The organism is Microbacterium sp. Root166 (assembly GCF_001427145.1).
Classification (GTDB): domain Bacteria; phylum Actinomycetota; class Actinomycetes; order Actinomycetales; family Microbacteriaceae; genus Microbacterium.
In genome coordinates this window covers 461,550-486,585 of sequence record NZ_LMGL01000003.1, presented here as the reverse complement: position 1 = coordinate 486,585, position 25,036 = coordinate 461,550, and the positions used below count along the sequence as shown (strand labels likewise).

Sequence of the window (25,036 nt, the reverse complement as noted above, 5' to 3'; positions counted from 1 at the left end):
CTGCCCCCGGAACCACGCGGGAGAATCGAGGATGCCGCGGCCGCGGCATCCGCCCACTCGAAGGGAACCATCCGATGAAGGCCACACTGATGTACGGACCCGGCGATGTGCGCGTCGAGACGGTGCCCGATCCCGAGATCGTCGAGCCCACCGACGCCATCGTGCGGGCAGTCCGGGCGTGCGTGTGCGGCTCGGACCTGCACCCGTACCACTCGATGAAGCCGGACTCGAAGGGCCGCACGATGGGGCACGAGCTCATCGGCGTCGTCGAGGACACCGGGTCGGCGGTCTCGACGGTTCGCAAGGGCGACTTCGTCATCGTGCCGTTCGTGTACAGCGACAACACGTGCGTGTTCTGCCGCGAGGGCGTGCACACGTCCTGCCTCCACGGCGGCTTCTACGGCACCCGCGGCGTCGGCGGTCTGCAGGCCGAGCTGGCGCGCATCCCGCAGGCCGACGGCACCCTCGTGGCCGTGCCGGGTGTCGATGAGCGCAGCGAGCTGCTCCCGTCGCTCCTGACCCTCTCGGACGTCTATCTCACGGGCTACCACGCCGCCTTCATGGGCCGCGTCGAAGCCGGCAAGACCGTCACCGTGATCGGCGACGGCGCCGTCGGGCTGTCGGCGGTGCTCGCCTCGCGCCAGCTCGGCGCCGAGCGCATCATCCTCATGGGCCGCCACGCCTCGCGCACCGACCTCGGCATCGAGTTCGGTGCGACCGACGTGGTGGCCGAGCGCGGCGACGAGGGCATCGGGCGGGTCATGGAGCTGACCGGCGGCGAAGGCAGCCACGTCGTGCTCGAGGCCGTCGGGCACATGCCCGCGTACGAGCAGGCGTACGGGGTGGTCCGGCCGGGCGGCATCATCTCGCGCGTCGGCGTGCCGCAGTACGAGTCCGCGCCGATCGGCTGGGACTCGCTGTTCGGCAAGAACGCGATGCTCGCGGGCGGCCCGGCGCCAGTGCGCGCATACCTCGAGGACGCGATCCGCCAGGTGCTCAGCGGCGAGATCGATCCCGGCCGGGTGTTCGACCGCACCGTCGGCATCGACGATGTCCCCACCGGGTACGCCGCCATGGACGCGCGCGAGGCGCTCAAGGTGCTGGTCGCGTTCTGATCCCGGGGTTGTGAGTGTCGGTGCCGCGTGGTTTCGTGGCGGAATGCGCACCGTGAACTCTGCCGACGGCACCCCGATCGCCTACCGCACGGAGGGTGTCGGGCCGGTCGTGGTCTTCGTCAACGGCGCCCTTTCGGCGGCGGATGACGCGTCCGGCCTCGCCGCCGCGGTCGCCGCCGAGGGGTTCACGGCCGTCTCCTGGGATCGCCGGGCGCGCGGCGACAGCGGCGACGTGAGGGGGTCGACCCCGGAGCGAGAGGCCGAGGACCTCGCGGCCGTCATCGGCGCTGCTGGCGGCGACGCGATCGTGCTCGGGCACTCGTCGGGCGCGGTGCTGGCGCTGTTCGCCGCGTCGCTGGGCGTGCCCATGCGCGCGCTGTTCCTGTCGGAGCCGCCGCTGCGGTTCGGCGAGGCCGAGCCGGCCGACGACCTCTCCGATCGGCTCCAGGCGCTCGTCGACGAGGGCCGGCACGAGGATGCCGTGGAGCTGTTCCAGCTGGAGGGGATCGAGCTGCCGCGAGACATGGTCGACGGGATGCGGGCGAGCGGAGCGCTCGCCGCGATCGCTCCGCTCGCGCAGTCCACCGTCTACGACCAGAACCTGGTGCGTCAGGTGTCGACCCCGACGGCCGAGATGCTGTCGGTGTCGCAGCCGGTGACCGTGATCCGCGGCGAGCAGACCTTCCCGATGCTGATGACCGCCGCCGATAGGCTGGCCGACGAGATGGGCGCCGACCTCGTCATCGTTCCGGAGTCGGTCATGCATCGGCCCGACCCTGCGGCGACGGCGCGCGTCGTCCGTGAGCGGGCCCCGCAGGACTGAGGCCGCAGACGACGATAATGGCGGCATGAACACGCGTCGGCGCATGATCCCGGTCGCAGCCGGGGTGGCCGCGCTGGCAGTGACCGGCTGCGCGCCGGCTGAACCGGTCGCATGTCCGCTGATCGCCTACATGTCCACTCTCGAGATCGTGGTCGACGTCCCCGCGGCCGAAGACGTCCTCATCTGCCACGACGACCTGTGCGCGCCGTCGCGGGAGGCATCCGACGCCGGGGTCACGGTCTTCCCTGCGGTGGTGGACGGCGACGTGTGGACGTTCACCGGTCAGTTCCCTCAAGACATGACCATCGAGGTCTACGACGCCGCGAGCGAACTCCTCACCAGCACCGCGGTCGACCCGGACTGGCGTCGGACCGGCGGCACCGAGGAGTGCGGCGGGCCCACCGAGGCATCCGTCACCGTCCGGGTATGACGCCCGGTGCCTCAGGCGCCGGATTCGATCCAGCTGATCGCGAGGAAGGGGCTGTAGACGTAGACGACCTTGTCGCCCTTGCGGCTGAACTCGATCAGTCCCTTGCCGGCATCCATCGCACTCGCGATCTGCGCTCGGACGCGTTCCCACTCGGCCGGGTCGGTGAACCGGAACTTCGCGTAGTTCGCATCCATGCTGCCGATGTAGACAGTGACGTTCGTGGTCATGGGCGCACTCTACCGATCCGGCGGCACCCGGGGCGCCCGATACGAACCGCCCCGTCGTGCGCCTACCCTGAGTACGGGCAGGATCCGATGCCCACCGAGAGGACTCCTTGTGAAGATCGCCCAATTGAAGCGGTTCCTCGCGGTCGCCGAGGAGCTGCACTTTCCGCGCGCAGCGGAGTCCCTCGGCATCCCCCTCGCGTCGCTCTACACGTCGATCGACAAGCTCGAGGAGGAGGTGGGCGCTCCGCTCTTCACGCGGGACAGCGGACCGACGCGTCTGACGAAGGCCGGCATCCTTCTCGTTCCCGAGGCGCACGCGCGGATCAAGGCGGCGCCCGAGGCGACGGACGACAAGCCCGCGGCTCCGAAGGGCGGCAAGGCGAAGGCCTCGAAGGGCAAAGGCCGTGCGCCCGCGGTCAAGGGCCAGCCCAAGCCGTTCAAGAAGCGTCAGGGGCGCTAGCGGGCTCAGAGCTCGGTGACGACGCCCGCCTCGACGCGCCAGTGGCGGTCAGTCTGCACCGTCGTCAGCATTCGCCGGTCGTGCGTCACGAGCAGCAGGGTGCCGGTGTAGGACTCCAGCGCCTGCTCGAGCTGCTCGATGGCCGGCAGGTCGAGGTGGTTCGTCGGCTCGTCGAGCACCAGCAGGTTCACGCCCCGAGCCTGCAGGAGCGCCAGCCCTGCGCGCGTGCGCTCCCCGGGCGAGAGCTCGTCGACCGGCCGGTTCACGTGGTCGGCCTTGAGCCCGAACTTCGCGAGAAGCGTCCGCACGTCGCCCGACGCCATCTCGGGCACGTGCTCTTCGAACGCCTCGGCGAGCGGCCGGGCGCCCACCAGCAGTGACCGGGCCTGATCGATCTCGCCGACCTCCACGCTCGCACCCATGCTCGCGGTCCCCGACACCGGCTCCTGCCGCCCGAGAAGGGCACGCAGCAGGGTGGACTTCCCGGCGCCGTTCGGGCCGGTGATGCCGATCCGCTCCCCCGCGTTCACCTGCAGCGACACAGGCCCGAGCGTGAACGAGCCCTGCCGGAACACCGCAGCGCTGAGCGTGGAGACGACTGAGCTGGACCGCGGCGCGGCGCCGACGGTGAACTCGAGCTGCCACTCCTTGCGGGGCTCCTCGACCTCGTCCAGGCGCGCGATGCGGCTCTCCATCTGCCGCACCTTCTGCGCCTGCTTCTCGCTCGACTCGGTCGACGCCTTGCGCCGGACCTTGTCGTTGTCGGGGGCTTTCTTCATGGCGTTGCGGACACCCTGGCTCGACCACTCCCGCTGCGTACGTGCACGGGCGACGAGGTCGGCTTTCTTGTCGGCGAACTCGTCGTACTTCTCCCGCTGGTGGCGGCGCACCGTCGCGCGCTCCTCGAGGTACGAATCGTAGCCGCCGCCGTACACCCGGTTCGACGCCTGCGCGAGGTCGAGCTCGAGCACGCGGGTCACGCAGCGCGAGAGGAACTCGCGGTCGTGGCTCACGAGCACCACACCACCGCGCAGTCCGCGCACGAAGGCCTCCAGCCGTTCGAGCCCGTCGAGGTCGAGGTCGTTGGTGGGCTCGTCCAGCAGCACGATGTCGAATCGCGACAGCAGCAGCGCCGCGAGGCCCACGCGGGCCGCCTGGCCGCCCGACAGCGACGTCATGGGCGCCTCGCCGTCCACCTCGAGCCCGAGGTCGGCGAGCACGACGGGAAGCCGCTCATCCAGGTCGGCCGCGCCGCTGGCCAGCCACCGGTCGAGTGCGGCCGAGTACACGTCGGCGGGGTCGGGACCGCCGTCGGCCGGCGGTTCGGCGAGAGCGGATGCCGCGGCATCCATGTCCTTCGTCGCTTCGGCGCAGCCGGTGCGCCGCGCGATGTAGCCCGCGACTGACTCGCCTCCAACACGTTCGTGCTCCTGCGGCAGCCAGCCCACGAAGGCGTCGGCCGGAGCAAGGCGGATGGTGCCGGCCTGCGGCTCGTCGATGCCGGCCAGCAGGCGCAGCAGGGTGGACTTGCCCGCGCCGTTGGCTCCGACGACGCCGATGACGTCGCCGGGGGCCACGGTCAGGTCGAGCGAGTCGAAGAGCGTGCGGTGGCCGTGCCCTCCGGCCAGTCCCTGCACCACGAGGGTTGCTGTCATGACGAGGGGTCAGTCCCAGTCGAGGTATTCCTCGATGACGACGGCCGTCTCGATGGGATGCGTCGCCGGGAACTCGTGGTCGCCCCCGTGGATCGTCTTGATGCTGGCGCGCTCGGGCGCAGCCGCCTGCAGCAGCTCGCCCTGGGCAGGGGGCGTCACGATGTCTTCGGTTCCCTGGACGATCAGCACGGGGATCGCGGGGGCGAGCGGCACCTCGGTCTCCTCGACACCGAGCAGCAGCACGCCGTTGGCGCGGTCGGTGTGGGCCGCGGCGAAGGCCCGGGCGACCGTGCCGCCGAAGCCGTGGCCGCCGATCCACGCGTGGTCGAGCCCCAGGTGGTCGATGACGGCGACGGTCGCCTCGACGCGCTCGTCGAGGGTGCACTCATTCGAGTCGGCGCCCGTGCCGATGCGCACGATGTGGAACCCGGCTTCCTCGGCGAGGTAGTGCGCGACGACGCCGAGGGCATCGCCGTTCAGACCGCGCTCGGGGATGAGCACCAGCTTGACGGGGCCGTCGCCCTCCACGGCGTACGGCACGGCGCGGCCGTCGGGCTCGAAGATCTGGGTGTCGGTCATGCTCTGTTCCTTCGTGCCCGTCGTGTCAGACGTTGAACCGGAATTCGACCACGTCGCCGTCCTGCATGACGTAGTCCTTGCCCTCGAGGCGGGCTTTGCCCTTCGCACGCGCCTCGAGGATCGAGCCGGTCGCGACGAGGTCGTCGAACGAGATGACCTCGGCCTTGATGAAGCCCTTCTCGAAGTCGGTGTGGATGACGCCCGCGGCCTGCGGAGCCTTCCAGCCCTTGCCGATCGTCCACGCCCGCGCTTCCTTGGGCCCCGCGGTGAGGTAGGTCTGCAGTCCGAGGGTGTCGAAGCCGATGCGCGCGAGCTGGTTGAGGCCGGACTCGTCCTGCCCCGTCGACGCGAGCAGCTCGGCGGCGTCCTCGGGGTCGAGGTCGATCAGCTCCGACTCGATCTTGGCGTCGAGGAAGACGGCCTGTGCGGGAGCGACCAGAGCCTCGAGCTCTGCCTTGCGCGCGGCATCCGTCAGCACGGCCTCGTCCACGTTGAAGACGAAGATGAAGGGCTTCGCCGTGAGCAGGCCGAGCTCGCGGATCGGCTCGAGGTCGATCTTCGAGGCCGACAGCAGCTCACCGCGCTGCAGGGCGTCGCGGGCCTCGACGGCGGCGGCGAGCACGGAGGGGTCGAGCTTCTTGCCGCGCACCTCCTTCTCGTACCGCGTGATCGCCTTCTCGAGCGTCTCGAGGTCGGCGAGCTGCAGCTCGGCGTTGATGGTCTCCATGTCGTTCTTGGGGTCGACGGTGCCCTCGACGTGCACCACGTCGTCGTCGGCGAAGCCGCGGACGACCTGCGCGATGGCGTCTGCCTCACGGATGTTCGCGAGGAACTTGTTGCCGAGCCCCTCTCCCTCGCTGGCGCCGCGCACGATCCCGGCGATGTCGACGAACGACACCGCTGCGGGCAGGATGCGCTCGCTGTGGAAGATCTCGGCGAGCGTCTCGAGACGCGGGTCCGGGAGGTTCACGACCCCGACGTTGGGCTCGATCGTCGCGAACGGATAGTTCGCCGCGAGCACCGCGTTCTTGGTGAGGGCGTTGAACAGGGTGGACTTGCCGACGTTGGGCAGTCCGACGATTCCGATGGTGAGAGCCACGGGCACTCAGTCTACGTGGGGCAGGATGCCGCTCCCGCCGCCGCGGTCGTCAGTCGGGATCCACGCGCCAGCGCATCAGCACGTTGCCGGAGCTCTCCCATACACGCGTCTCGAGGAGCTTGAGCGCGACGGGTGGCCGCGAGTCGAACAGCGGCACACCCGACCCCGCGATCAACGGGAACGTCACGAGGTGCAGCTCATCGACGAGTCCCGCGTGCATCAGGTCGTTCCACAGCACCCGCCCCAGCAGGATCAGGATGCCGCGCCCCTCCCCCTCTTTCAGCCTCGCCACCTCGGCCCGGGCGTCGCCGACGCGCACGATCCGCACGTTTTCGTACGGTGCCACGTCCTGATCGGTGATCGTGTCCGAGACGACGAGCTTCTCCACGCCGAGGATCAGCTCGGCGAACCGGCGCCGGATGTCCGTGGCGCCCGGGTCCGTCCTCACTCCGGTCCAGTACTCGAGGTTTCCGAGCGCGGAGCGCCGGCCTGAGAGCAGGAGAGTGTCGGACGCCTGCAGCAGCCCCGTCGTGTACTGGTCGAAGGAGTCGGCGCCCGCGTAGTCGGTGTGCTGGTGTTCGAAGAACGACACGATGTCGTGGTCGTCGTCCTCGTATCGGCCGTCGACGGTGACGAAGTTGCAGACGGTGAGCGCGCGCATCCCGTCACGCTAGCGTGGGCGCCCGACCTACGGACGGATGCCGCGGAACGCCTCCGTGCGATACGGCAGGTCGACGACCTCGACGCCGTCCTCGACCCGGCAGCTGCGGTCGAACAGCACCTCGACCTCGAAGAGGATCCGGTCGCGGTCCCCCGGCGCGGCCGTGATCACATAGCTGCGCGAGGCGACCATGTCGAGCAGCTCGGCGCGGCCCATCGTGCGCGTCCAGTGCCAGGTGCGGGCCTCGAGGTCGCCGAACGGCTCCCCCACCATCGGGCCGCCGTCGGCGATGAGGCGCTCCGCGGTGCTGGCGTGCATCACCGCGGTGAGACCCCGGGCGAACGCATCGGACTCGTCGCGGATGTTCCATATGAGCCCGAGCACTCCGCCCGGCCGCAGCACCCGCCCGGCCTCCGCCGCGGCCTTCTCGGCGTCGACCCAGTGCCACGCCTGGCCGAGGACGACGGCGTCGACGGACGCGTCGGGCAGCGGCATCCGCTCTGCACTTCCCACGAAGGTGGGGACGCCGCGCACGTTGGCGCGCAGCGCCGCGAGCATCTGGACGTCGGGGTCGACGGCCACCACGTCGGCTCCGAGCTCGACGATCGTCCGGGTGAGCTTGCCCGTGCCGGCCCCGACGTCGGCGACGCGCACCGCGTGCGCCTCGCGCCGCGCGGGGCTGAGTAGCCACTCCACGGCCTCGCGCGGATACTCCGGCCGGCCGGATTCGTAGGCGCTCGCGGCCGCTCCGAACGAGGTCGACATCTCTTCGCGGTCTGCCACGATCCGAGCCTAGGCCGATCGTGTGCGGCGCGCCTCGGCACGGGTGGGCGATGCCCGGGTGAGTCTGGGCACGTGCCACTGGAATTCACCGCGATCGACTTCGAGACGGCGAACTCCAGCACTGCGTCGGCGTGCGCGGTCGGCCTGGTCCGCGTGCGCGACGGCGAGATCGTCGCCCAGACGGGGTGGCTCATCCAGCCGCCCGTTCCGCACGACCGCTTCTTCGAGCTGAACACCCGCATCCACGGGATCACCGCCGAGGACGTGATCGGCGCTCCGACCTGGAGCGCCCAGCTGCCCGACATCGCCGCCTTCGTCGGCCAGGACGTGCTCGTCGCCCACAACGCCGGCTTCGACATGGCCGTGATCAAGCGCGCGTGCGAGGCGACCGCAGACCTCACGCCCCCCTATCGCTACGCCTGCAGCCTTCAGGTGGCACGCCGCGTGTACCAGCTCGAGTCGTACCGCCTGCCGTTCGTCGCCGCCGAGGCCGGCTTCGCAGAGTTCGCCCACCACAACGCGACCGCCGACGCCCTCGCGTGCGCCCACGTCATGATCGACGCCGCCCGGCGCCTCGGCGCCGAGGACATCGACGCGCTCGCCCTGGCTGCCGGCGTGCGCGTGTCTCAGGTCGCCGTCGCCGACCTTCCCGAGCCCACGTTCGCCGTCGCCTGACGACGGGTCCGAGCCTGGGTCCGGCGACGGGATGTCGGAAGCCCCCGGCATCCTGATCCCATGGACGCACTCCTGATCTCCGTCATCGCGCTGGCGACGCTGTTCCTCGGCGCTCTGGCGGGCTGGGCGGCCGGTCTCGCCCGCGGCAGCGCTCGCGCCGCCCGGCAGCACGCCGACCTGCAGGCCCGTCTCGCCGCAGCCGAGGCGACCCGGCACGGGGTGCAGGCGCAGCTCGAGCACCAGCAGCTCCTCTATCGCGAGCTCGCCGCTCAGGCCCGGCACGACCAGGCCTCGCGCGAGGAGCGCGAACGGCGCGAGCAGTCGGTGCTGCGCGCCCTGGCGCCGGTGCACGAAACGCTGGTGGCGATGCAGACCAAGGTCGGCGAGCTCGAACGCGAGCGCCACACGCAGTACGGCACGCTCGCCGAGCAGCTCCGGCGCGCCCACGAGTCCGACGAGGCCCTGCGGGCGACGACCGAGTCGCTGGCCGGCGCGCTGCGCTCCGGGGCCACGCGGGGCGTCTGGGGCGAGACCCAGCTGCGCCGCGTGGTCGAGGCCGCCGGCCTCACGCGGTACGTCGACTTCGATCTGCAGGCTTCGCTGATCTCGGATGCCGGAGCCGGCCGCCCCGACATGGTGATCCGCCTCCCCGGCGACAAGGCGATCGCCGTCGACGCGAAGGTCCCGCTCGACGCGTACCTCGAGGCGAGCGCCATCCCGTTCACGGCGCAGGGCTCCGAGGCGGGCAGGCGCCGCGCGCTCCTCGACAAGCACGTCAAGGCGGTGCGGGCGCACGTCGATGCTCTCGCCAAGAAGGCGTACTGGTCAGGGCTGCCGTCGAGCCCCGAGTTCGTCGTGTGCTTCCTGCCCAGCGAGTCGCTGCTGGCCGCTGCGCTCGAAGAGGACCCGTCGCTGCTCGACTACGCCTTCGGCAAGCGGGTCGCGCTGGCCTCGCCCGTGAACCTCTGGGCCGTGCTCAAGACGGTCGCCTACGCGTGGACGCAGCAGGACGTCTCCGCCGAAGCGCGCACGCTCTTCGACCTGGGCAACCAGCTGTACGAGCGCCTCGGCTCGCTCGCCGGGCACGCGGACGACCTGCGTCGCGCGATCGAGCGCACCGTCGACAGCTACAACCGCTTCGCCGGCTCGCTGGAGTCGCGGGTGCTGGTGAGCGCCCGTCGATTCCCGGGCATCGACGCGACCAAACTCGACGCGGTCAGCGAGCCCGCCACGATCGAGAAGTCACCGAGACGCCTCACCGCGCCGGAGTTCCTCGACGAGACCCTGGCGCTCGACACGGCCACGACGGAGTCCGAAGAGGCTGCGGCGAGCGCCGACCTCGGAGACCTGCGCGCGCGGATCGCCCCGGTTCAGGACTAGCCCGTCGGCCTCGAGTCCGGCGCTCAGGCGCCGCCGGGAACGAAGCTCAGCAGGGCGATGACAGCGAGCGAGACGCCGACGAAGGCGCCGACCATCCACCACGCGCTGACCTCGTGGCCCTCCTCGCGACGCACGCGCAGCAGGACGTCAGGACGCCGCGACGGATCGACGGCGTTGGTGACGACTGCGTTCTTGACCACGGCGTGCGCACCGGTCTGGGGCGACGAACCGCCCACCTGTCCGGACATCGAAAACTCCCTCGCATCGGAAACACGAGTCGGCGTCGACCCTCGTCCGATTCTGCCAGAGTTCCCTCACAGGGTCGTCACGAAACGGCCACAACGCAGCCACGCGGTCGTGGTCAGCGCCGGTTCGCGCCGGTCAGAGCCACTTCGAGACGAGGTGCTCCGACGAGACCCGTCGCAGCGTGCCCGATGCGCCGCGCAGCACGACGCTCTCGGTGTAGACGTACCCGCCCTCGCGGCGCACGCCGGCGACGAGCTGCCCGTCCGTCACACCGGTCGCGACGAAGATCGTGTTGCTGCCTCTGACCAGTTCGTCGGCCTCGTACACGTGCCCGTCGAGCTTGAGTCCGGCGTCGATGCCCTTCTGCTTCTCGTCGTCATCCCGCGGCCACAGCCGCCCCTGGATGTGACCGCCCAGCGCCTTGATCGCGCACGCCGTCACGATGCCCTCCGGGCTGCCGCCCACCCCGACGCACATGTCGGTGCGGGCGTTGTGGCGCGCGGCGTTGATGCCACCGGCGACGTCGCCGTCGCTCATGAGGCGCGTCCCGGCGCCCGCCTCGCGGATCTCCTCGATCAGCTGGTCGTGGCGCGGACGGTGCAGCACCGAGACCACGATCTCGTCCACGGGCTTTCCGAGCGCCTTGGCCAGGCGGCGGATGTTCTCGCCGATGGGCAGCCGGATGTCGACGACGCCGACACCGGCAGGACCAGTGACGAGCTTGTCCATGTAGAACACGGTGGAAGCGTCGAGCATCGTGCCGTGGTCCGACACCGCGATCACCGACAGCGCGTTGTTGCGGCCCGCGGCCGTCAGCGAGGTTCCGTCGATCGGGTCGACGGCCACGTCGGCGCGAGGGCCGCGGCCGTTGCCGACCTTCTCGCCGTTGTAGAGCATGGGCGCTTCATCCTTCTCGCCCTCGCCGATGACGATGGTGCCGTCGAAGTTCACCGTGGTGAAGAACGCACGCATCGCGTCGACCGCCGCGCCGTCGGCCTGCTCCTTCGCACCGCGCCCGATGAAGGGCACAGCGCGGATGGCTGCGGCTTCGGTCGCGCGCACGAGTTCCAGCGCGAGGTTGCGGTCGGGGTGGAGGGGACTCATGTCCGCTGTCAGGCTCACCATGTCGTCACTCTAACCAGGGTCCTCCACGGGGGTCAGGGGTTTCCGCCCACATGACACGAAGGAATCGCCTTTCTTTCACCAGCGGCAGATCCCCCACCCGACGGAGCCGTCGGTCGCCGGCCGCCCGGTAACCGAACCTGCGCCGTTCGCTAGGCTCGTTCCCGACGAACTTCTCCGATCACACCCGAGCAGAACCAGAACTAGGGAGCACTCATGCCCGTCGCCACCCCGGAACAATATGCCGAGATGCTTGACCGCGCGAAGGCGGGAGGCTTCGCGTACCCCGCGATCAACGCCGCCAGCTCGCAGTCGGTCAACGCCGTCCTCCAGGGCCTGACTGAAGCCGGCTCGGACGGCATCATCCAGGTCACCACCGGTGGCGCCGACTACTTCGCCGGCCACACCGTCAAGGCCCGCTCGACCGGCGCCCTCGCGTTCGCCGCCTACGTGCACGAGGTCGCCAAGAGCTACCCGATCACGGTCGCGCTGCACACCGACCACTGCCCCAAGCCCGCACTGGACGACTTCCTGCTGCCGCTCATCGCGGCATCCGAGTCGGTCGTGGCCGACGGCGGCAACCCGATCTTCCAGTCGCACATGTGGGACGGCTCGGCTGTGCCGCTGGCCGAGAACATCGAGATCGCGAAGCAGATCCTCCCCCGTATGAAGGCGATCAACTCCATCCTCGAGGTCGAGATCGGCGTCGTCGGCGGCGAAGAGGACGGCGTCGAGCACGAGGGCACGAACGACGCCCTCTACACGACCACCGGCGATGTCGCCCAGGTCGTCGAGGCGCTCGGCCTGGGTGACCAGGGTCGCTGGATCGCCGCGCTCACCTTCGGCAACGTGCACGGCGTCTACAAGCCGGGCAACGTCAAGCTCAAGCCCGAGCTGCTCGGCGAGATCCAGGAGGGCATCGCCGCCAAGTTCGGCACCGGCCCGAAGCCGCTGGACCTCGTCTTCCACGGCGGCAGCGGCTCGACCGACGAGGAGATCGCCCTCGCGGTCGCCAACGGCGTCGTGAAGATGAACATCGACACCGACACCCAGTACGCGTTCACGCGCTCGGTGGCCGGCTTCATGTTCGCCAACTACGACGGCGTTCTCAAGGTCGACGGCGAAGTGGGCAACAAGAAGGCCTACGACCCGCGCGCGTGGGGCAAGATCGCCGAGTCGGCGATGGCCGCCCGCGTGGCGGAGTCGACCCGCCAGCTCGGCTCGCACGGCAAGAGCCTCGCGGCCTGACACCCGGCAGCGAACCGCTCAGAACGGCTCAGTACGTCGGATGCCCCGGCACCCGCCCCCGCGAGGGGCGCGGTGCCGGGGCATCCGTCGTTCCCGGCTCACAGGCCGCGATAGATCTCGAGAAGGGTCGGCGCGCCCTCGGGGCGCAGCAGCACGGTGATTTCGTCGCCCGCGCTGACGCGGCCCGACTGCACGACCTTGAGGTACGGACCGAGGCGCCGGGCGTCGGAGAAGCGACGAACCCAGCCCCGCTCGTCATCGCCGCCCACCCAGCGGGCGAACGTCTGGCACGGAGTGCGCGGCATCGTGACCTCCACCTCGACGCGGTCGCCGATGCGCCAGCGCTCGCCGACGAGCGCCGCGTTCACATCGATGCCCTCGGTGAGCAGGTTCTCGCCGAAGAACCCCGGTGCCAGCGGTCGGCCGAGCTCGCGCTCCCAGAACGCGGCGTCCTCGGAGGCGTAGGCGTACAGCGCCTTGTCCGGTCCGCCATGGTGCTTCCGGTTCGCCTGGACGTCGGCGTGCACCCCGTACTCACCGACGTGAACCGGTCCCTCGACCGGCCGCTTGTCGATGGCGGTGATGCCGACGGATCCGGCATCGCGACGCAGTTCGTGGACGGCGCAGACGGCGACGAGACGGGGCATCTCGTCATCTTATTCAGCCCAGGCTGCCGACCAGGATGTCGCGGACCGCGGGATCGTTCATGAGCGGCACCAGGACGAGGGTCGCGGAGATGAACGTGAACACGATTCCGCCGACCAGCGGAATCCACCACGACAGACGCCCGCGCCTCATGCGCGCCCACGACAGCGCGGCCGTGATGAGCCAGCCGAAGATCTGCACGAGCGCGGCGGCCATCCCCCACGGCTTGGCCGCCTCGGGGTCGGTCAGCGTCGCCTCGACGCCGAGCATGTCGAACATCGTCTGGGCGTACGCGACGTAGCCCCACAGCGCAGGCACGATCGAGACGACGTTGATCAGGCCGTAGACCAGCAGGGCGAAGGTCACGATGCGGTCGATCATGCGCGGCCGCGAACCCGTCGCCGCGTCGGGCAGCGCAGTCGCGGGCGCAGCCGGCGCCTCGGCCACCGCTTCTCCGGTCTCGAGCGCCCAGGTCACGTCGGGCTGCTTGATGCGGGCGCGCTGCTCTTCGGGCGAGGCGTACTCGCCGTACTGCGGGCGCGGACGCGCGTCGCCGGCGGGCGCCGTGCCCTCGACACCGGTCATGCGCTGACCCGTCCGCCCAGAGCGCGGTCGTCGCGGTTGCCCGCGGCATCCGTCCGCAGCTCCTTGGGGAGCGAGAACTGCAGGTCCTCCTCGGCGGTGCGCACCTCTTCGACGTCGAGGTAGCCGGCGGAGGCGAGGTCTTCGAGCACCTGCTGCACGAGCACGTCGGGCACGGAGGCGCCGCTCGTGACACCCACGGTCTCGACGCCCTCGAGCCAGGCCTGCTCGACCTCGTCGGCGTAGTCGACCCGGTACGCGGCCTTGGCGCCGTACTCGAGCGCGACCTCGACCAGGCGCACGCTGTTGGACGAGTTCGCCGAGCCGACCACGATCACGAGGTCGGCGTCCTTCGCGACCTTCTTGATGGCGACCTGGCGGTTCTGCGTGGCGTAGCAGATGTCGTCCGAGGGCGGGTCCTGCAGCTGCGGGAACCGCACGCGCAGACGACGCACCGTCTCCATCGTCTCGTCGACCGAGAGCGTCGTCTGCGACAGCCAGACCACCTTCGACGGGTCGCGCACCTCGATGGTGTCGGCCTCGTCGGGAGAGTTCACGATCGTGACGTGATCGGGCGCCTCGCCGGCGGTGCCCTCGACCTCCTCGTGACCGGCGTGGCCGATCAGCAGGATCTCGAAGTCGTCGCGGGCGAAGCGCACGGCCTCGCGGTGCACCTTGGTCACGAGCGGGCAGGTGGCATCGATCGCCTGGAGGTTGCGATCGGCCGCCTCGTTCACGACCGCCGGCGAGACCCCGTGCGCGCTGAAGACGACGTGGGCGCCCTCGGGCACCTCGTCGACCTCCTCGACGAAGATCGCGCCCTTGGCCTCGAGCTCGGTGACGACGTGGATGTTGTGCACGATCTGCTTGCGCACATAGACCGGGGCGCCGAAGCGCTCGAGCGCCTTCTCGACGGCGATCACGGCGCGGTCCACCCCCGCGCAGTAGCCGCGGGGCGAAGCGAGCAGCACCCGCTTCTGTCCCTGGACGGGGATATCCTGGAGGCGTTCGCGCCGCCGCGGGACGCGGGGAACGGGCATACTCACAGGTCGGCTGCCCACGGTGCTGGTGCTCACCCGACGATTCTACGGGCGGCCCCCTGAGCGCGGGCCGAGCACCCGCCCCGCACGACCGACCCGCGCGCTCATCCAGCCGACAGCCGAGACCGACGGAGCCGCATGACGACCTTCCAGCCCGAGCATGTCGCCGGCGAGGCCCCGCCGCCGGACTCGGTGCGTCCGAAGGACTCCTCTCCTCAGACGCCGACCTCGGTGTCTCGCCTGAACGAGACGATCCGCGGGTTCATCCAGACCTGGGGATCCGTGTGGGTCGAGGGCGAGATCACCTCGTGGAACACCCGCGGCGGCAACGTGTTCGGCCGCCTCAAGGACAACGTCGCCGACGCGACGATCTCGTTCCGCATCTGGTCGTCCACGCGCGACCGCCTGCCCACCGACCTCAAGGTCGGCGACCACGTCGTCGCGTGCGTCAAGGCGGACTTCTTCGCCAAGTCGGGCGACTTCAGCTTCGGCGTCTCGGCGATGAAGCACGTCGGCCTCGGCGACCAGCTCGAGCGGCTCGAGCGCCTGCGCGCCCAGCTGCGCGCCGAGGGCCTGTTCGACCCGTCGCGCAAGAAGCCCCTGCCCTTCCTCCCCCACACCATCGGGCTCATCACGGGCGAGAATTCGGATGCCGAGAAGGACGTCCACCGCAACTCCGAGCTGCGCTGGCCGCAGGTGCGATTCCGCACCAAGTACGCCGCGGTGCAGGGCGACCGGTGCGTCCCCGAGACGATCGCCGCGCTCAAGGCGCTCGACGCCGCGCCCGACGTGGACGTCATCATCATCGCGCGCGGCGGCGGCGACCCGCAGACCCTGCTCGGCTTCAGCGACGAGCGCCTCGTGCGCGCGGTGGCCGCGGCATCCACTCCCGTCGTCAGTGCGATCGGCCACGAGAACGACCGCCCGCTGCTCGACGATGTCGCGGACCTGCGCGCCTCGACCCCCACGGACGCCGCCAAGCGGGTGGTGCCCGATGTCGCGGAGCAGCGTGCGCTCGTCGCGCAGCTGCGCTCGCGCCTGACCTCCCGCCTCACCCAGCGCCTGACCCACGACATCGGTCAGCTCGAGCAGCTGCGCTCGCGTCCCGTGCTGCGCACGCCCGACACGATCGTCGCCGCGAGGGCGCAGGAGGTCGAGCTGCTGGTCGGACGCGGCCGGGCGCGCATCGACCGCACGATCGAGTCGCACACGCGCCGGACGGCCGAGCTGGGGGCGACGCTGCGCGCCCTGTCCCCCGCGTCGACGCTCGCGCGCGGTTACGCGATCGCGCACCTCGCCGACGGCGTGATCGTCCGCGACGCCGCGCAGGCACCGGCATCCGCGCCGGTGATCGTCACCGTCGGGCGCGGCTCGTTCGCGGCTCACTCGGAGGGCGAGATCGCCGAATCCGCCGCCGGCCCGGCAGCCTCGGACCCCGCGGGCGACGTCCCCGCGCCGAACTAAGATGGACGGTATGACCGAGTCGAGGCAGGCCGCCCCCGACGTCGCCGCCCTCTCGTTCGAGCAGGCGCGCGACGAGCTCGTGCGCGTGGTCGCAGAGCTCGAGCAGGGCGCGCCGACCCTCGAGCAGTCGCTGGCCCTGTGGGAGCGCGGTGAGGCCCTGGCCGCTCGCTGCGACGAGTGGCTGCTCGGCGCCAAGCGCCGCCTCGACGCCGCCCGCTCGTCCGCCGAGACCGGCGCCGCCGAGGGCGCATGATGGCGAAGTCGCCCCGCATCGTCGCCGAGCTCGGCCGCCCGGAGACTCCCGGCGAGACGGCTGAGCGCAAGGCCGAGTCCTCGCGGGTCCACCGCGAGAGCCAGAACACGCGCAACCTGATCGCGGCGCTGATCGTGACCATCGCCGTCGTGATCGTCATCATCTTCGCCGTGCCGCGCGGCACGCCGCCCGAGCAGGAGCCCATCGACGTCGCCGCCGTCGCCGAGCAGGTCGCGTCGGCCGAGGGCCGGCCGATCATCGCACCCGACGCCCCCGACGACTGGCGGGTCAACGTCGCCCGAGTCGAAGGCGACGGCCCCCGCGCCTGGACGATCGTCTACGCCGCCGACACCTGGTTCCTCCGCGTCGCGCAGGGCTTCGACGCCGATCCGGCATGGCCGACGCGCATGCTCTCGGGCGCCAGCGTCGACGGCACCGTGACGGTCGACGGCGTCACGTGGGACCGCTACGACATCCCCGACCCCTCGCGGGCGGGCAACGTGTCCGCAGCCCTGGCCACGCAGGCCGGCGACGACACGATCCTGATCTACGGCAAGGCAGACGAGAAGGTGCTCGAGGAGGCCGCGTCCGCCGTCGCGGCGCAGATCCTCGAGCTGCGCAAGGAGGCCGAGTGAGCGAGCACCCCTCGCCCCGCAAGGTGTGGCACGAGATGGTCCGGGGCAACGAGCGGTTCATCGCGGGCGCACCGAAGCACCCCCGCCAGGACGTCGAGCGGCGCAACGACCTGGCCACCGGCCAGCGGCCGCGCGCGGCGCTGTTCGGCTGCTCCGACTCCCGCCTGGCCGCTGAGATCATCTTCGACCAGGGGCTCGGCGACCTCTTCGTGGTGCGCAACGCCGGACAGGTCATCTCGGACTCCGTCATCGGCAGCCTCGAGTACGCCGTCGCGGTCCTCGAGGTGCCGCTGATCATCGTGCTCGGCCACGACGAGTGCGGCGCCGTCAGCGCCGCGATCGAGAGCACGAGAGCGGATGCCCCGGCCCTCCCGCCGCACATCTGGAAGCTCATCGCCCCCATCGTTCCCGCCGTCCGGCGCGTCCAGCGTCAGGGCACGGTCGAGGGTGTTCCGCCGGTGACGATCGATCACGAGCAGGTCGTCCGCGAGCACTTGCGCGACACCGTGGGCGAGCTGCTGCACTCGTCCGAGCTCATCAGCGACGCGGTGGCCGAGGGCCGCCTGGCGATCGTGGGCGCCAACTACCGACTCGCCGAAGGCACTGCTGTCCCCGACCTCATCGTCGGCGACGTGCCCGCGGGCAACTGACACACATTCGCACTGTACGGAGGAACAACGACGTGACCGACACCGAGTACCGCATCGAACACGACACCATGGGCGAAGTGCGCGTGCCCAAGAACGCGCTCTATGCCGCGCAGACGCAGCGCGCCGTAGAGAACTTCCCGATCTCGGGCGACCCCCTCGAGCCGGCCCAGATCGTCGCACTGGCGCGGATCAAGAAGGCCGCCGCCCTGGCCAACAAGGAGCTCGGCACGCTCGAGGGCGAGATCGCCGACGCGATCGCGCGCGCCGCGGACCGGATCATCGCCGGCGAGCACGCCGATCAGTTCCCGATCGACGTCTACCAGACCGGCAGCGGCACCTCGTCGAACATGAACATGAACGAGGTGCTCGCCACGCTCGCGACGCAGGACCTCGGCCGGACCGTGCACCCGAACGATCATGTCAACGCGTCGCAGTCCTCGAACGACGTCTTTCCCACCTCCGTGCACATCGCCGTGACCCAGGAGCTCATCGACGACCTCATTCCCGCGCTCGACCACCTCGCGGTCGCGCTCGAGGCCAAGGCCGAGGCATGGAAGTCGGTCGTGAAGTCCGGCCGCACGCACCTGATGGACGCGACCCCGGTCACGCTCGGCCAGGAGTTCGGCGGCTACGCCCGCCAGATGCGCCTGGGCATCGAGCGCGTGCAGTCCGTGCTCGCCCGCGTCGCCGAGGTGCCGCTGGGCGGCACCGCTGTCGGCACCGGCATCAACACCCCGCTGGGCTTCCCGCAGAAGGTCATCCAGCTCATCGTCGAGGACACCGAGCTGCCCATCACCGAGGCGAAGGACCACTTCGAGGCCCAGGCCAACCGTGACGGGCTGGTCGAAGCATCCGGCGCCCTGCGCACCATCGCGGTCTCGCTCACCAAGATCAACAACGACATCCGGTGGATGGGCTCCGGCCCGAACACCGGCCTCGGCGAACTCCACATCCCCGACCTGCAGCCCGGCTCCTCCATCATGCCCGGCAAGGTCAACCCGGTGGTGCCCGAGGCGACGCTCATGGTGTGCGCCCGCGTCATCGGCAACGACGCCACGGTCGCCTGGGCCGGCGCGTCGGGCTCGTTCGAGCTCAACGTCGCGATCCCCGTCATGGGCACCGCCGTGCTCGAGTCGATCAGCCTGCTCGCGAACGCCTCGCGCCTGCTCGCCGACAAGACGATCGACGGCCTCGAGGCCAACGTCGAGCGCGCCGCCGCCTACGCAGGGATGTCGCCGTCCATCGTCACGCCGCTGAACAAGCTGATCGGCTACGAGGCCGCGGCCAAGATCGCCAAGCACTCGGTGTCGCAGGGCATCACCGTGCGGGAGGCCGTCATCGACCTCGGTTACGTCGATCGCGGCGAGCTCACGCTCGAGCAGCTGGACGAGAAGCTCGACCTGCTCTCGATGACGCACCCGGGCTGATCGCAGCGCCCGTGCCGCCGGAGGCCTCCCGGCAGGATAATCAGGGGATGACCCGTTCGTCGCGGCCGATCCCGGCCCAGGTGAGGATCCTCGCTGCGATCCTCGCCGTGGCGTGCGTGGGACTGGCGATCGTCGGCAGCGTGACCTTCCTGGTGCAGCGCGAACGGGTGCTCGCCGAGGTCGACCAGCGGCTCGAGACGCAGGTCGAGAGCCTGCAGACGGTCGCATCGGGCGCGTCGACGCCCGCCGCAGACGATGTGGGGGCGGCGACGGCCAGCGAGACGCTGGACATCGACCGCTACGAATCGGTCGCCGAGTACCTGCACGATGCCGTCGCGCGGCTGGTTCCGGGGCGCAACGAGGCCTCGGTCGCGATCATCGACGGAACGGCGCGCTACAAGCCCGCGACCCTGTCGGGATTCGACATCTCCGACGACGCGGCACTCATCGAGCGGGCCGTCCGCGACACCGCCGACGGCGAGACGCGCATCGGCACGGCCGTCACCGACGACGGCTCGCTACGGTACATCGCGATCCCGGTCGAGATGGAGGAAGACGGTCAGTCCGGCGTCTACGTGCGCGCCGTCAACCTCGGCGCCGAGCTCGAGCCGGTGACCGCTGCGATGGCGACCTACGTGCTGGCCGCCCTGGTGGTCTTGGTGGCGATCGGGTTCGTCGGATGGTTCGTGACCGGCCGGCTCCTCTCCCCCATCCGCCTCATGCGCGAGACCGCCGACGCCATCTCGATCACCGACCTCTCTCCGCGCCTGTCCACGCAGGGCAACGACGACATCTCCGACCTCTCGCGCACCGTGAACTCGATGCTGGACCGCATCGAAGGCTCCGTCGACGTGCAGCGCCAGCTCCTGGACGACGTGCGCCACGAGCTCAAGACGCCCATCACGATCGTGCGCGGCCATCTCGAGCTCATGGATCCGCGCGACGCCGGCGACGCCGCCTCGGCGCGCGAGATCGGCATCGCCGAACTCGACCGGCTCGCACGCCTGGTGGAGGACATCGACCTGCTGGCCGCGGCCGAGGCGGACTCCTACGCCGTCAGCGATGTCGACCTCGAGTCGCTCACCGCCCGCGTCGGCGAGCTCGTCGCGGTGATCCCCGGGCACACGTGGAGCGTCGAGGCGCACGCGCAGGGCGTGGTGCGCGGCGATCCCGACCGGCTCCTGCAGGCTTGGCTGCAGCTCGCCGACAACGCGGCCAAGTACACCGCCGTGGGCGCGCCCATCGAAATCGGCAGCACGCTGGCAGCCGACGGCGCCCATCTGTGGGTCCGGGACCACGGGCCCGGCATCCCTCCCGCTTCCCGACATCGCATCTTCCGGCGCTTCGACCGCGCCGAGGGCAAGCGGTCGGTCGGAGGGTCGGGCCTCGGCCTCGCCATCGTCGATGCGATCGCCAAGGGCCACGGGGGCTCGTGCACGGTGACCGACACACCCGGCGGCGGCGCGACCTTCACCATCCATCTCCCCCCGACCGCCGCCGAGCTCCCGGCACCGGTGCGGGCGGGCGACGTCCTGCAACGAGAGGCGAAGGCATGACCAAGATCCTCATCGTCGAAGATGAGCCGCGCATCGCCTCCTTCGTGAGCCGCGGCCTCGAGAACGCGGGGTACGAGACCGTCGTGATCGAGGACGGCGCCGCAGGCCTCGCCGCCGCACTGCGCGGCGATGCCGACCTCGTGCTGCTCGATGTCGGACTGCCCACGATGGACGGCTTCGAGGTGCTGCGCGAGCTCCGGTCACGCGGCTCGGCCGTGCCGGTGATCATGCTCACCGCCCGTTCGAGCACGCGTGACACCGTCGAGGGCCTCGACTCGGGTGCGAACGACTACATGCCGAAGCCGTTCACCTTCGAGGAGCTGCTCGCCCGGGTGCGCTCACGGCTGCGCGAGACCAGCCCCGCGATCGGGGTGTCGGTCTCGCACGGCAACGTGATGCTCGACATCCTGGCCCGACGCGCCACGGTCGACGACCGCGAGGTCGACCTGTCCGCCCGAGAGTTCGCGCTGGCGGAGCAGTTCCTGCGCAACCCCGGACGCGTGCTCAGCCGCGAACTCCTGCTCAGCCGCGTCTGGGGCCTGGACTTCGATCCGGGCTCGAACGTGGTCGACGTGTACGTGCGGTATCTCCGCGGCAAGCTCGGCCCGGAGCACATCGTCACCGTTCGCGGCGCCGGCTACCGCTGGGAGTGACCTCGCCCACGAGGAAGCCCCCGGCGGTGGGGGCCGCCGGGGGCTGGGAACAGCCGGAGTGGGGGCTCCGGCCGATCACCGATCGCGTCGCTCCGCGGAGTCGCGGGATCGGTCGTCTTTCTTGGCCTGCCCGGGTGGCACGGGCTTCACCGGTGCCTCCGAGATCGCCATCCTCCGGCCGGAATCGTCGGAGCCCTGCAGCTCGGCCTCGCCAGGGGCTTTCGGGTCCGTGCCGCCGCCGGGGCGCTGCTGCTGGTCTCCCGGGCCCTGCCCTGGCGCATCCGGTTTGCCGGGCGGGACGTCAGGCTTGCCGGGCGGGACAGCCGGCGTCCCGGGCCCCGCGCCGTCAGGCGTCTCAGCAGCCGGAGCATCGGCGGACAGGGATGTCTCGTCACCGCCGGCGTTGAGGACCTCGGGGGCGGGCGCCTCCACCGTGACCGCGATCGGCGCCGGCGTCGGAACCTGCTGGCCCGCGTCTGCGAGGGGACGCGTCGGCGAAGTCTCGCCCGATGAGGGAACGGTGATCCGAGGAGCCGTCACCGGCGTCGCCGGAGAGTCGGCGAGCGCGACGGAGTTCGTGAAGGCCACGGCGCAGACGACAGCGATACTGGCCATGACCGTACCGGCCCCGCCGATCGCGAGTCGCGCGCGCCCTTCCACCGCTCTGCCATCCTCACCGTTGCCGAATCGCACCTCATCCATCGTGACAGAGTCGGAGCCGTCACTGGCCTGCCCGGCATGAGACTCTTCTCATTCCCGGCGGCCCGGATATGCGCGACGAGCATGCCGAAGGGGCCGGGATGCGGCATCCCGGCCCCTTCGGATGATCAGGCGAGCTCGCCCGCCTCGAGCAGTTCCGTCACCAGTGCGGCGATCGCCGAGCGCTCGGAGCGCATCAGCGTCACGTGCCCGAACAGGCTGTGGTTCTTCAGCGTCTCGATGACCGAGGCGACGCCGTCGTGGCGGCCGACCCGGAGGTTGTCACGCTGACCGACGTCGTGGGTGAGCACAACCCGCGAGTTCTGCCCGATGCGGCTGAGGACGGTGAGAAGAACGTTGCGCTCGAGCGACTGCGCCTCGTCGACGATCACGAACGCGTCGTGCAGCGAGCGACCGCGGATGTGCGTGAGCGGCAGCACCTCGAGCAGCCCGCGCTCGACGACCTCTTCGAGCACGTTGGAGGAGACCACCGAGCCGAGGGTGTCGAAGACCGCCTGACCCCACGGGCCCATCTTCTCCTGCGCGTCGCCGGGCAGGTAACCGAGCTCCTGACCGCCCACCGCGAACAGCGGACGGAACACGATGATCTTGCGCTGCTGCTGCCGCTCGAGCACCGCGTCCAGCGCCGCGCACAGGGCGAGGGCCGACTTGCCGGTGCCGGCGCGCCCGCCGAGCGAGACGATGCCGACCTCCGGGTCCAGCAGCAGGTCGATCGCGATGCGCTGCTCGGCCGAGCGTCCGTGGAGTCCGAAGACCTCGCGGTCGCCGCGGACGAGCTTGAACTCGCCGTCGCCGATCACGCGACCCAGCGCCGAGCCCCGCTCGGAATGGATGATGAGCCCGGTGTTGACCGGCATCCCGCGCACGTCCTCGCTGCTGGCGACCTCGCTCTCGTACAGATCGCTGATGTCGTCGCCCGATACGTCGATCGTGGCGATGCCGGTCCAGCCGGAGTCCACGGCCTGCTCGGCCAGGTACTCCTCGGCGCTGACGCCGAGTGAGGCGGCCTTCACGCGCATCGGGAGGTCCTTGGAGACGACGGTGACCTCTTGGCCGTCCGAAGCGAGATGCATGGCGACCGCGAGGATGCGGCTGTCGTTGTCGCCGAGCCGCATGCCGGACGGGAGGACCGAGGCGTCGGTGTTGTTGAGCTCCACGCGCAGCGTGCCGCCTTCGCCCACCGGCACCGGGAAGTCGAGGCGACCGTGCTCGACGCGCAGCTCGTCGAGATGGCGCAGCGCCTGACGCGCGAAGTAGCCGATCTCGGGATCGTGCCGCTTTCCTTCGAGCTCGGTGATCACCACGACCGGGATCACGACGTTGTGCTCGGCGAAGCGGAAGAACGCCCGCGGATCGCTCAGCAGCACCGATGTGTCGAGGACGTAGGTGCGCAGATCCTGATCCAGGTCACCCGTCTGCTCGACATCCTGACTGCGCTGCTTGTGTGGTGCTCGTGTGGTCACAACCCACTCCCGCCCCGGGTGGAGAACCCGGCAGTCACGAGTCGACCTGGGTCACGAGTCGTGATCCTGATGGCCGACTCGAACGGACACCTTGCCCGATGTGATGAACGTACGACTCACCGCCGACACCGCCGTCGCCGACACGCGGAATCCGCATTAAGCGCGGGTGAACTCCGGGTGCCTCACCAGACGCGCGTCGACGAGAACGCTGCGAGCGCGTCGCCGAACAGGCGCAGGGTGTCGGCGCCGGTGCCCACGTGCGGCGACACGCGCACGAGCCCGTTGCGCACGGTGACCGACAGGCCGTGGTTGGTGAGGGATGCCGCGAGCGGAGCGGTGTCCTGGGGGGCGGGCGCGAGCGTCACGATCCCGCCGCGGCGCTCCGGATCCCGGGGCGTCAGGACGGGCACCTCGTAGCGGTCGGCGAAGAACATCACGTCGCGCGTGCGAGCGGAGAGCTCCGCGTCGATCGTCGCGACGCCGACGTCGACGATGTCGCGCAGCGACGTCGCCAGACGTGCGGCCGCGAGGGCGTCGAAGCCGCTCACCGTGAAGGCCTGTGCCGACGACGCCGGGAGCGGGACGACATCCACCGGCAGATCCCCGTCCGTGCCGGACCAGCCCGAGAGCACGGGCGCGATGCGCTCCAGTGCGCGTTCGCTGAACCAGGCGAAGCCCGTGCCGCGGCCTGCCCGCAGCCACTTGTAGCCGTTGCTGCAGACGACGTCGGCGGCCAGGTAGTCGACGTCGACCGTGCCGAAGCCCTGGATCGCGTCGACGATCAGCAGCCGGTCCCCGATCACGTCCCGGATGCCGTCGAGGTCGGCACGGTAGCCGGTGCGGAAGTCGACGAGGCTGACCGCGACGGCGCGCGTGTCGTCCGTGAGCGCGTCGCGGACGACGTCCGGGGTGATGAAGCCGTCCTCCGGCTCCAGCCACTTCAGGTCGATCGAGCCCAGCGCGTCCGAGGCGCGGGTGGCCGTCACCGTCAGGCTGGGGAACTCCCCACGCCCGACGAGCAGCTCGCCGGCGAGGCCGTAGATCGCCTGCATCAGGCCGTACGTCGTCGACGGCTGGAGCGCCACCTGCGAGGCGTCCGTGCCGATGAGCTCGGCGATCAGCTCGCGTGCCTCGCGGATGTGCTCGCCGACGAGTTCGATGCTCGAGCGCCGGCCCGAGCCGAGAAGCTCGGTGTCGGCCTGCGCCTCGGCGCGCACCGCCGGAGAGAGCGGTCCGAACGCGGCCCAGTCGAGATACCCGGGTTCCCCATCGAACGACGCCTGATACGAGTCCAGATCCGTCACGGACACATTCTGGCACGCCAGGTCTCGGCGCGGTGTTCGTGAGTCTCAGCTGCCGAAACGGCGATCCCGGTCCGCGAAATCGCGGATCGCGCGAAGGAAGTCGACCTCGCGCAGGTCGGGTCCGAGCGCCTCGACGAAGGA

The 25,036-nt window shown here is 70.6% G+C and carries 28 protein-coding genes and 1 pseudogene; 14 read left to right on the top strand and 15 right to left on the bottom strand.

Features of this window, described 5'->3' with window-relative positions:
- Positions 1-74 precede the first annotated feature (74 nt).
- Genes ASD56_RS14075 through ASD56_RS14065 form a run of 3 tightly spaced genes read left to right on the top strand, consistent with a single transcriptional unit; the run spans position 75 to position 2,368 of the window.
- Positions 75-1,115, top strand: coding sequence for a zinc-binding dehydrogenase (locus ASD56_RS14075; RefSeq protein ID WP_200947528.1), 1,041 nt, complete (start codon positions 75-77; stop codon positions 1,113-1,115).
- 43 nt (positions 1,116-1,158) lie between these two features.
- Positions 1,159-1,938 (top strand): alpha/beta fold hydrolase, encoded by a 780-nt coding sequence (locus tag ASD56_RS14070; protein WP_055966967.1) that lies wholly within the window; start codon positions 1,159-1,161, stop codon positions 1,936-1,938.
- 25 nt (positions 1,939-1,963) lie between these two features.
- Positions 1,964-2,368: a hypothetical protein gene (locus tag ASD56_RS14065; RefSeq protein WP_055966964.1), complete on the top strand. Its 405-nt coding sequence runs from the start codon at positions 1,964-1,966 to the stop codon at positions 2,366-2,368.
- Positions 2,369-2,379: 11 nt separating this feature from the next.
- On the opposite strand, the gene ASD56_RS14060 is transcribed toward ASD56_RS14065, so the two are convergent.
- The gene (locus tag ASD56_RS14060) at positions 2,380-2,595 is read right to left on the bottom strand and encodes a hypothetical protein (RefSeq protein ID WP_055966963.1); all 216 of its coding nucleotides are present in this window, start codon (positions 2,593-2,595) and stop codon (positions 2,380-2,382) included.
- Between the two features lie 109 nt (positions 2,596-2,704).
- Between ASD56_RS14060 and ASD56_RS14055 the strand changes: the two genes are divergently transcribed.
- On the top strand, positions 2,705-3,055 hold the full coding sequence (locus ASD56_RS14055; RefSeq protein WP_055966960.1) for a helix-turn-helix domain-containing protein: 351 nt from the start codon (positions 2,705-2,707) through the stop codon (positions 3,053-3,055).
- Positions 3,056-3,060: 5 nt separating this feature from the next.
- On the opposite strand, the gene abc-f is transcribed toward ASD56_RS14055, so the two are convergent.
- Genes abc-f through ASD56_RS14030 form a run of 5 tightly spaced genes read right to left on the bottom strand, consistent with a single transcriptional unit; the run spans position 3,061 to position 7,832 of the window.
- Positions 3,061-4,710, bottom strand: a complete 1,650-nt coding sequence (abc-f, locus tag ASD56_RS14050) for a ribosomal protection-like ABC-F family protein (protein ID WP_055966957.1) — start codon at positions 4,708-4,710, stop codon at positions 3,061-3,063.
- A gap of 9 nt (positions 4,711-4,719) precedes the next feature.
- Positions 4,720-5,289 (bottom strand): alpha/beta fold hydrolase, encoded by a 570-nt coding sequence (locus ASD56_RS14045; protein ID WP_055966956.1) that lies wholly within the window; start codon positions 5,287-5,289, stop codon positions 4,720-4,722.
- 25 nt (positions 5,290-5,314) lie between these two features.
- Positions 5,315-6,388 carry a redox-regulated ATPase YchF gene (gene ychF / locus ASD56_RS14040; protein WP_055966953.1) on the bottom strand — a complete coding sequence of 358 codons (1,074 nt, stop codon included), beginning with the start codon at positions 6,386-6,388 and terminating at the stop codon, positions 5,315-5,317.
- A 49-nt stretch (positions 6,389-6,437) separates the two neighbouring features.
- Positions 6,438-7,049, bottom strand: a complete 612-nt coding sequence (locus ASD56_RS14035) for a dihydrofolate reductase family protein (RefSeq protein WP_055966949.1) — start codon at positions 7,047-7,049, stop codon at positions 6,438-6,440.
- Between the two features lie 27 nt (positions 7,050-7,076).
- The gene (locus ASD56_RS14030; RefSeq protein WP_055966946.1) at positions 7,077-7,832 is read right to left on the bottom strand and encodes a class I SAM-dependent methyltransferase; all 756 of its coding nucleotides are present in this window, start codon (positions 7,830-7,832) and stop codon (positions 7,077-7,079) included.
- 72 nt (positions 7,833-7,904) lie between these two features.
- Between ASD56_RS14030 and ASD56_RS14025 the strand changes: the two genes are divergently transcribed.
- Both ASD56_RS14025 and ASD56_RS14020 read left to right on the top strand, forming a co-directional pair.
- On the top strand, positions 7,905-8,507 hold the full coding sequence (locus tag ASD56_RS14025; RefSeq protein ID WP_055966943.1) for a 3'-5' exonuclease: 603 nt from the start codon (positions 7,905-7,907) through the stop codon (positions 8,505-8,507).
- Between the two features lie 60 nt (positions 8,508-8,567).
- Positions 8,568-9,887 (top strand): DNA recombination protein RmuC, encoded by a 1,320-nt coding sequence (locus tag ASD56_RS14020; RefSeq protein WP_055966939.1) that lies wholly within the window; start codon positions 8,568-8,570, stop codon positions 9,885-9,887.
- A gap of 23 nt (positions 9,888-9,910) precedes the next feature.
- Here the strand turns inward: ASD56_RS14020 and ASD56_RS14015 are convergent, their stop codons facing one another.
- Both ASD56_RS14015 and glpX read right to left on the bottom strand, forming a co-directional pair.
- Complete coding sequence (locus ASD56_RS14015; RefSeq protein ID WP_055966937.1) at positions 9,911-10,135, bottom strand: hypothetical protein; 225 nt, start codon at positions 10,133-10,135, stop codon at positions 9,911-9,913.
- A 133-nt stretch (positions 10,136-10,268) separates the two neighbouring features.
- Positions 10,269-11,258, bottom strand: a complete 990-nt coding sequence (glpX, locus tag ASD56_RS14010) for a class II fructose-bisphosphatase (protein WP_055966934.1) — start codon at positions 11,256-11,258, stop codon at positions 10,269-10,271.
- 213 nt (positions 11,259-11,471) lie between these two features.
- Here glpX and fbaA point away from each other — a divergent pair, with 213 nt between their 5' ends.
- Positions 11,472-12,503 carry a class II fructose-bisphosphate aldolase gene (gene fbaA, locus ASD56_RS14005; RefSeq protein WP_055966932.1) on the top strand — a complete coding sequence of 344 codons (1,032 nt, stop codon included), beginning with the start codon at positions 11,472-11,474 and terminating at the stop codon, positions 12,501-12,503.
- Positions 12,504-12,601: 98 nt separating this feature from the next.
- On the opposite strand, the gene ASD56_RS14000 is transcribed toward fbaA, so the two are convergent.
- From ASD56_RS14000 to ASD56_RS13990, 3 genes are read right to left on the bottom strand one after another with little or no spacing between them, the layout of a single operon-like run.
- A complete protein-coding gene (locus ASD56_RS14000; RefSeq protein WP_055966928.1) occupies positions 12,602-13,150 on the bottom strand; it encodes an MOSC domain-containing protein in 549 nt (182 codons plus the stop codon).
- 13 nt (positions 13,151-13,163) lie between these two features.
- Positions 13,164-13,733 (bottom strand): DUF6264 family protein, encoded by a 570-nt coding sequence (locus ASD56_RS13995; RefSeq protein ID WP_055966925.1) that lies wholly within the window; start codon positions 13,731-13,733, stop codon positions 13,164-13,166.
- Positions 13,730-14,770 carry a 4-hydroxy-3-methylbut-2-enyl diphosphate reductase gene (locus ASD56_RS13990; protein ID WP_055967269.1) on the bottom strand — a complete coding sequence of 347 codons (1,041 nt, stop codon included), beginning with the start codon at positions 14,768-14,770 and terminating at the stop codon, positions 13,730-13,732. The genes ASD56_RS13995 and ASD56_RS13990 overlap by 4 nt, the downstream gene beginning before the upstream one ends.
- Positions 14,771-14,908: 138 nt before the next feature.
- Between ASD56_RS13990 and xseA the strand changes: the two genes are divergently transcribed.
- Genes xseA through ASD56_RS13955 form a run of 7 tightly spaced genes read left to right on the top strand, consistent with a single transcriptional unit; the run spans position 14,909 to position 21,408 of the window.
- On the top strand, positions 14,909-16,234 hold the full coding sequence (gene xseA / locus ASD56_RS13985; protein WP_055966922.1) for an exodeoxyribonuclease VII large subunit: 1,326 nt from the start codon (positions 14,909-14,911) through the stop codon (positions 16,232-16,234).
- Positions 16,235-16,244: 10 nt separating this feature from the next.
- The gene (locus ASD56_RS13980) at positions 16,245-16,487 is read left to right on the top strand and encodes an exodeoxyribonuclease VII small subunit (protein WP_055967267.1); all 243 of its coding nucleotides are present in this window, start codon (positions 16,245-16,247) and stop codon (positions 16,485-16,487) included.
- Positions 16,487-17,122, top strand: a complete 636-nt coding sequence (locus ASD56_RS13975) for a DUF4245 family protein (RefSeq protein WP_055966918.1) — start codon at positions 16,487-16,489, stop codon at positions 17,120-17,122. The genes ASD56_RS13980 and ASD56_RS13975 overlap by 1 nt, the downstream gene beginning before the upstream one ends.
- A 35-nt stretch (positions 17,123-17,157) precedes the next feature.
- The gene (locus ASD56_RS13970) at positions 17,158-17,772 is read left to right on the top strand and encodes a carbonic anhydrase (protein WP_082541505.1); all 615 of its coding nucleotides are present in this window, start codon (positions 17,158-17,160) and stop codon (positions 17,770-17,772) included.
- A gap of 32 nt (positions 17,773-17,804) precedes the next feature.
- On the top strand, positions 17,805-19,199 hold the full coding sequence (locus ASD56_RS13965) for a class II fumarate hydratase (RefSeq protein ID WP_055966912.1): 1,395 nt from the start codon (positions 17,805-17,807) through the stop codon (positions 19,197-19,199).
- A gap of 47 nt (positions 19,200-19,246) precedes the next feature.
- Positions 19,247-20,755 (top strand): sensor histidine kinase, encoded by a 1,509-nt coding sequence (locus ASD56_RS13960; protein WP_055966908.1) that lies wholly within the window; start codon positions 19,247-19,249, stop codon positions 20,753-20,755.
- Positions 20,752-21,408, top strand: a complete 657-nt coding sequence (locus tag ASD56_RS13955) for a response regulator transcription factor (protein ID WP_055966905.1) — start codon at positions 20,752-20,754, stop codon at positions 21,406-21,408. Before ASD56_RS13960 ends, ASD56_RS13955 begins: the two co-directional genes overlap by 4 nt.
- Positions 21,409-21,483: 75 nt before the next feature.
- On the opposite strand, the gene ASD56_RS13950 is transcribed toward ASD56_RS13955, so the two are convergent.
- The 4 genes and pseudogenes from ASD56_RS13950 to ASD56_RS16245 form a co-directional block, all read right to left on the bottom strand.
- Positions 21,484-22,110, bottom strand: a complete 627-nt coding sequence (locus ASD56_RS13950) for a hypothetical protein (protein WP_157536108.1) — start codon at positions 22,108-22,110, stop codon at positions 21,484-21,486.
- Positions 22,111-22,235: 125 nt separating this feature from the next.
- The gene (locus ASD56_RS13945) at positions 22,236-23,591 is read right to left on the bottom strand and encodes a PhoH family protein (RefSeq protein ID WP_055966899.1); all 1,356 of its coding nucleotides are present in this window, start codon (positions 23,589-23,591) and stop codon (positions 22,236-22,238) included.
- Between the two features lie 182 nt (positions 23,592-23,773).
- Positions 23,774-24,895, bottom strand: coding sequence for an aminotransferase class V-fold PLP-dependent enzyme (locus tag ASD56_RS13940; protein ID WP_055966896.1), 1,122 nt, complete (start codon positions 24,893-24,895; stop codon positions 23,774-23,776).
- Between the two features lie 45 nt (positions 24,896-24,940).
- Positions 24,941-25,036: pseudogene (locus ASD56_RS16245) on the bottom strand (isoprenyl transferase); the annotation flags it as partial.